8 protein-coding genes are annotated in these 5,517 nt (G+C 62.1%); 6 read left to right on the forward strand and 2 right to left on the reverse strand.

Annotated features, from left to right (window positions below):
• The first annotated feature begins 335 nt into the window (after positions 1-335).
• The 3 genes from IVB32_RS01030 to IVB32_RS01040 all read left to right on the forward strand — a co-directional run bounded on the left by IVB32_RS01030 (position 336) and on the right by IVB32_RS01040 (position 1,136).
• The gene (locus tag IVB32_RS01030; RefSeq protein ID WP_085353549.1) at positions 336-533 is read left to right on the forward strand and encodes a hypothetical protein; all 198 of its coding nucleotides are present in this window, start codon (positions 336-338) and stop codon (positions 531-533) included.
• Positions 530-835: a GlsB/YeaQ/YmgE family stress response membrane protein gene (locus IVB32_RS01035; protein WP_085353548.1), complete on the forward strand. Its 306-nt coding sequence runs from the start codon at positions 530-532 to the stop codon at positions 833-835. Before IVB32_RS01030 ends, IVB32_RS01035 begins: the two co-directional genes overlap by 4 nt.
• Positions 836-917: 82 nt before the next feature.
• Positions 918-1,136, forward strand: a complete 219-nt coding sequence (locus tag IVB32_RS01040; protein WP_007609614.1) for a hypothetical protein — start codon at positions 918-920, stop codon at positions 1,134-1,136.
• A 435-nt stretch (positions 1,137-1,571) separates the two neighbouring features.
• Here IVB32_RS01040 and IVB32_RS01045 read toward each other — a convergent pair whose 3' ends face one another.
• Entirely contained in the window at positions 1,572-2,615 is a 1,044-nt protein-coding gene (locus IVB32_RS01045) for a hypothetical protein (RefSeq protein WP_085384035.1), read from the reverse strand.
• A gap of 219 nt (positions 2,616-2,834) precedes the next feature.
• Here IVB32_RS01045 and IVB32_RS01050 point away from each other — a divergent pair, with 219 nt between their 5' ends.
• From IVB32_RS01050 to IVB32_RS01060, 3 genes are all read left to right on the forward strand, one after another.
• Positions 2,835-3,332, forward strand: coding sequence for an HdeA/HdeB family chaperone (locus tag IVB32_RS01050; protein WP_247370988.1), 498 nt, complete (start codon positions 2,835-2,837; stop codon positions 3,330-3,332).
• A gap of 133 nt (positions 3,333-3,465) precedes the next feature.
• Entirely contained in the window at positions 3,466-3,756 is a 291-nt protein-coding gene (locus IVB32_RS01055; protein WP_247370991.1) for a hypothetical protein, read from the forward strand.
• 365 nt (positions 3,757-4,121) lie between these two features.
• Positions 4,122-4,628: a hypothetical protein gene (locus IVB32_RS01060; protein WP_026232748.1), complete on the forward strand. Its 507-nt coding sequence runs from the start codon at positions 4,122-4,124 to the stop codon at positions 4,626-4,628.
• A 142-nt stretch (positions 4,629-4,770) separates the two neighbouring features.
• Here IVB32_RS01060 and IVB32_RS01065 read toward each other — a convergent pair whose 3' ends face one another.
• The gene (locus tag IVB32_RS01065; protein ID WP_247368609.1) at positions 4,771-5,286 is read right to left on the reverse strand and encodes a ParB N-terminal domain-containing protein; all 516 of its coding nucleotides are present in this window, start codon (positions 5,284-5,286) and stop codon (positions 4,771-4,773) included.
• Positions 5,287-5,517 lie beyond the last annotated feature (231 nt).

Here is a 5,517-nt window from a genome sequence, read left to right on the forward strand (position 1 = left end):
ACGTCAGCCATGGGAACGAACGGTCTCGACGGGCTGCAGTTCCGATTCTATTTCTGGTTTAACGACGATTGATGCCTCGATATCCGAAAAAGCTGCAAATAGATGAGTCGGCGATAACAAGAGCTTTGCATCCCGCGTTGGCTTGTACGCGACCGATGAATTTCAAACATAAGTTGTAATCGGAAGGAACTCTTGCTCGATGGGGCTGTTGTGTCAGTGATCCCCGAGCGTTGCGAGATCGAACCTCCGATCCTCGCCTGAGTTAAAGACCGCAGTCGCGTTGTGAGTGCGACTCGGCGCGAAGCGTCCTCCGTGCGTATCAACCGGAAACCTTCATGAACAACCCCCATGTTCGCAATGCCATTCAGATCGACCGCGGCTCCAGCCTGGCGATCTCTCATGAAATAGCAGACCGCCTTCGGATCAGGCTTCGGGGTGAGCACGACCCATTACCGCGACATCTGACGGCCCTGGTCGACCGGATTGCGCAGATCAGCAGCCATTTCAACCAAGTGATCGAGGTCACAAAATGAGAATGTCCGGCGAAAGCCTTTTGGTGATCTTGTTTGTCGGTCTCGTCGCCGGCTGGCTGGCGGGCCAGATCGTCCGCGGGACCGGCTTTGGGATCATCGGCGATATCATCATCGGAATCCTGGGCGCGTTTGTCGGCAGCTGGTTGTTGCCTCAGCTCGGCGTGCATCTCGGCAGCGGCATGATCAGCGCGATCGTCAACGCGACCGTAGGCGCGGTCCTGCTGCTCCTCGTCGTCCGGCTGGTGCGCGGTGGTGGTGGATGGGGAAGCAGCTGGCGCGGCAGCTGGGGCCGGCGTTGGTGACCCTTGCTCACGCAGCCGCATCAGGCGCCGGTGAGACGCCCGCGGCAAAGACGCTCGTGATGACCTCCGGATCGGATCCAGCATGTTAGACTTTTCGAATGCATCTTTTACGCCTGAAACCATCGGCATCATGAAAACTGCGCTGGACACGGCGGTGGCGTCACTGCCGGCCCCGGTCAGCTCCGCGCATGTCCGGTCGATCGCGGAAACAATCCTTCGCACAGCGAAGGAGGGCGAGCGAGACCCCGCTGTCCTGGAGCGCATGGCGTTGATGGAGCTTCAGATCTCGCCGCGTGATTGATGCCGGTCCGCGAGCGTGCGTGCCGGCGCAGAAGGGCTCGCGTTCATTGCCGTTCCCTGATGTTTCGATGGAACTCTGGGGCGGCGGAAGCATTCATCTCTGCCGCTATCACGCGGCTCCTGGAGAATCCCCAACATGATACGTCATTTGTTGATCGGCGTTGCCGCGTGCGCAATCGCGGCAATGTCGACATTTTCCGCTTCTGCCATGCCCCGCGTTGCGGCTGAGACGTTGGTCGCTGGCTCCGACAGTCCGGTGATTCTCGCGCGCGGAGGCCATGGACATGGCCACGGTCACATGGGACGTGGCGGCCGCGGTCATCACTACGGCTGGAGCAGGGGCCGTCATCGCGGTTGGCGCTAGCCGCACCAACGCAACATCCGGGGCCGCCTTCGATTGGCGGCTCCGTAACGTCAGCTCATCCGCCCCGCGGGCTCACCAATCCGGATCCCCATAGTAGGGATCGACCATATAGGGCGGGGGCATCCAGGGCCCTCGCGACGGCCGGGGTCGCCGAGGTGCGGCCGCTTGCACGTGCGGCCGTGCGGGCGCAGCGGTCTCGTTGGTGATCACGCTACGCGCGGCGGGTTTCGCGGACGCAGGTGCGGATGACGATGCGGATGACGTCGTCAGCTCCTTTTGCAGCGCCTGGACCTGTGCGGCAAGGCGCGCATTGGCCGCCGCATCCTTCTCCTGCGCCGCCTTGAGCTGCTGAATGGTGTCGGCCTGCTCGCGCAGCGTCTGCTCGTTGCGGCTTTTCAGTTGCTCGAGCTTTCCGTTGATGTTCGCAAGCTCGCTGGTGATGGTCTTGAGCGATTGCGCGAGATCGGACGACGAGGGGTCGGGCGTCGTGGCGCCCGTTGTTGGAGCGTCGGGTCTTGAAGCAGCTGGTCTTGAAGCGTCAAACCCTGCATTGCTCTCCGTGTCCTTGCCGGCCGGCGGCGCGGGCACCGTGCCGGGCTCATCCGCGGCAGCCAGTTGCACCGCCGGCGGTTGCGCCGGAGTTTCAACCGCGGACGCTTGGCGAGGCTCAGTCCCGGCCGGCGGAGCCCATCGCGCCATGATCGATTTGGTCATAGACCTGGCCCGATCGCTGTATTGCGAAGCGAAGGCGGCGCCGAGAATGCCGATCGCCAGCACGAGGCCGACCAAAGCGCGCAGCATGGGCCGATCTCCCCTCAGGCCTTGACTGCGAACCCTGCTATCCGGCGCCGGCGCCGTGCTCTTGAGAGTCTTGGCCTCGGGAGCCTTGTCCTTGGGAGTCTCGACAGCCTCCGCACCGGCGCTTGCTCGCGAGGCCGCTGGGATTTCGCTGCCGCGTTCCATTCCGGAAACCAGCCGGTCCAGCCGCGCAAGGTCTTGCTCCGCGCTCTTGATCCGATCGTAGGCCCGCGCCAGCCCGCCATCGGCGCGCCCCTCGTCCGGCTTGGGGGCGTCTGGCTTGTGGTCGTCAGGTTTGGGGTCGTTCGTCTCGGGCACCGATGCGCTCTCGCTTCCGTCGGGCGTCAATGGAAGTGTGGCAGTCCGATCGGAACGATAGGTCTCGCCGCTGTCCAACACAACGCGCGTGCGAAGGAGAAATTATGGCGAGGCCTCGGGGTGGGGCGGTCGCGGGGTATGCAACGGGCGCCCTTGATCTGGATCAAGCCTACAGCGCCCGACCGTCGCCACCGTGCAGACATTCATCGGAAGGAACACATGGTTCAGACAAGAGCGATCGTCCTTGGTGCCTTCGCGGCCCTGCTGCTGGCCGTGCCGGCCAAGGCCCAGGTGCTGGTCGACGTTTCCAAGATCAGCTGCGACCAGTACATCACCCAGCGCATCACCCACATGCAGACCGTGAACGTCTGGCTCGCCGGGTTCTACGCCGGCCGCCGCAACAATCCCGTCGTGGATACGCAAGCGCTGAACAAGAACGGCAACAAGCTCTCGCGGTTCTGCGAGTCGCATCGCGAGATGCCGCTGCTGGAGGCGTCGAGGCCGATACGAAGTAGGGGCGGGGCCGCCCAGCCTCGGAGTGCGGCAGTCCTATCGCCGGAAGGAGAGGTTGCGCCGCTGTCCCCCCAACGCGCGTGCGAACGAGAAATTATCGCGGGCACGGGGGTGGGGCGTGGCATTGCCGAACCGGCATGCGTCGCGAGCGTCAGGTACATGACCGAAAGCGGTGTGGCTCCCGCTGATGCCCTATGTAGGTAAAGCGTGACACTTTCGCTGTCTCGTTATGAACCCGGCCGCCAGATCGCAAGGGCCCGCATTGTTCTAAATCAACAAACCCGCTCATTAGCGAATTGCGCTGACGCACCGTCCCAATCCAGGAAGGAGAGTGGACATGTCGCGCCGAACCATCGTTTCACTTACCGCATCCGCAATCATTGGCATCGCCTGCATCGTGACTGTTTCGACTGACGCCTTCGCCTATCGAACAGGCGTCGGGGTTGGTCGGGTTGGTGTTCATCACGGCGGTGTCTATCGCGGTGGCGTCTATCGTGGTGCAGCCGTGCGCCGCGGAGTTGCCGTGGGCGTCGGAGCTGCTGCGGTTGGTGCGGCAGCTTACGGGGCTTACGGAGCCTACGGCGGCTATCGCCGCTGCGGCTACGAACCTTACCCGCCTTGCTACTAGCCGGTCTTTGCGCAGCGGCCAGAGCACCGTCGGTCGGCTGTGCGCGGAGCACCTCTCTCCGAGTGGGGAGAGGTGATCCGAGTTCCGGGCCCGCACACACGCGATCCGAGCTGTGCTCGCTTCACCGTGCGTATTGGCGCGTCTGTTGCTCGACAGGTCGACTTCTAGCGAGGCGCACGTGCCATCTTCGCCGGCCGCGACCAGGAGAGGTTGAACGCCGATAAATCTATCCATGCGTGCAATTGGGCAATCGGGAAAAAGCGGCAAAACTGCGGCTGTCAAGGATACATCAGAGTAGAACGGAGCTTATCCCCGTAATAAACCCGATGCTGTTAAGGGTTCGGGGTGCGTATGGGAGATCAATAATGGCAAATGTCGAACAATTGCGCAGGCGGGACGGAGTAAACTTGGTCCAGCTCGAGGAGGACATTGCATCGATACGCTCGGGAAGCTCTCTTGCTTCCATTGCTCTGCCTGATTACGTCGAGCACACCGCGGGCGTGACGCGCGTCGGCGCGCTCAGTGCAGAGGCGGTCGTTCGGGACTATGAGTCCGCTGCAAAAGAGATCGAGGCCATGGGCACCGAGTTGATCGACGCCGCGCAAAAATGCGAGGCGCTGACTGCCCAGGTCCATGATGCGATCGCCTTCATGCGAGAAACGGCGGCGGAGTATCGTGAAGAGGGTCGGAAGATCTTCAAGCGCATCGAAGAATGCGCGCTGTTCACCGAAGACGTCCGCAAGACATGCGAACAGGTCAAGCGCAGGATGGTCGACGTCTCGCTAGGCTCATCGTCCAACGAGGAGTTCGCACCGCAACAGCCCGAGTTGAGCGGGATCGCCGCCAAGGTGTCGATGAGCGAGATACGGTGAGGCGGGCGTAGATAGCGCGTAGGCTGGGTTGAGCTCTAGGTCGTAGGATGGGTTGAGCCCTTACGAAACCCTTCATCTCTCGCCGATCGAGCGGTGATGGGTATCGCTTCGCTCCACTCATCCTACGAGCTGGAGCCAACAATCAATAGCGACCGCCGTGGCCCTTTTGCTGCGTGATCCAGTCCGACAATGTTTTCGGTGTCGATTTCGCAGTCCGGCCCGGTGATGCCTTCGGATTGTCGCGAACGCCTTTCGTCGGACGGGTGCGCGGCGCTTCCGTTCCGTTGACGCCCTTCCGGCCAGCGATCGATGCCTCCGCGGCTTCCTTCTCCAGGCGCAACTGTTTCAATCGCGCCATCTTGAGGCGCTCTGCCTCGACTTCGGGCCGTTCGGCAAGCTGCGGCTTGTGTTGAGCGACCTCCGCCGGGACGATGACACCGATAATGGTTGTCTCGCCGAGCGCCTTGCAGGCTTCGAGCCGATGCAGTCCCTCGACCAGAACGAGGCGGTCTCCGTCGAGCCGGACGGAAATGGGTTCCTGTTGTCCGATGTCCAGCATACTTTCAGCGATCTCCCCGACGATCTCGGGCTTGATGGCTTTCTTCTGCTTCGTGGGAACGAAGATCTTCTCGATCGGGAAGCTTTCCGGTTTGGGCATAATCTGACTCCGCTTCTACCGGGCCCGCCGGAACCGATGCCGGTGAGGACGAGAGTTTAGGAGGGAAGGGCTCGACCGCAAAGGCAATTCGGCGGCAGGGTGTTGATGAGCTCGTAGGATGGGTTGAGCCCTTACGAAACCCATCCCTTTGAGCTGCTGCCGGTATGATGGACACCGGGTTAAGCTAATCCCACCTTGCGCTCGAACTCAACAGGGCTGAGGTAACCGATC

Source organism: Bradyrhizobium sp. 23 (genome assembly GCF_023073295.1).
Classification (GTDB): domain Bacteria; phylum Pseudomonadota; class Alphaproteobacteria; order Rhizobiales; family Xanthobacteraceae; genus Bradyrhizobium; species Bradyrhizobium canariense_D.

Bases quoted from the DNA above. Each gene is read 5' to 3' on its own strand.
- IVB32_RS01030 (WP_085353549.1), top strand. From the start codon at position 336: ATGAACAACCCCCATGTTCGCAATGCCATTCAGATCGACCGCGGCTCC.
- IVB32_RS01035 (WP_085353548.1), top strand. From the start codon at position 530: ATGAGAATGTCCGGCGAAAGCCTTTTGGTGATCTTGTTTGTCGGTCTC.
- IVB32_RS01040 (WP_007609614.1), top strand. From the start codon at position 918: ATGTTAGACTTTTCGAATGCATCTTTTACGCCTGAAACCATCGGCATC.
- IVB32_RS01050 (WP_247370988.1), top strand. From the start codon at position 2,835: ATGGTTCAGACAAGAGCGATCGTCCTTGGTGCCTTCGCGGCCCTGCTG.
- IVB32_RS01055 (WP_247370991.1), top strand. From the start codon at position 3,466: ATGTCGCGCCGAACCATCGTTTCACTTACCGCATCCGCAATCATTGGC.
- IVB32_RS01060 (WP_026232748.1), top strand. From the start codon at position 4,122: ATGGCAAATGTCGAACAATTGCGCAGGCGGGACGGAGTAAACTTGGTC.
- IVB32_RS01065 (WP_247368609.1), bottom strand. From the start codon at position 5,286: ATGCCCAAACCGGAAAGCTTCCCGATCGAGAAGATCTTCGTTCCCACG.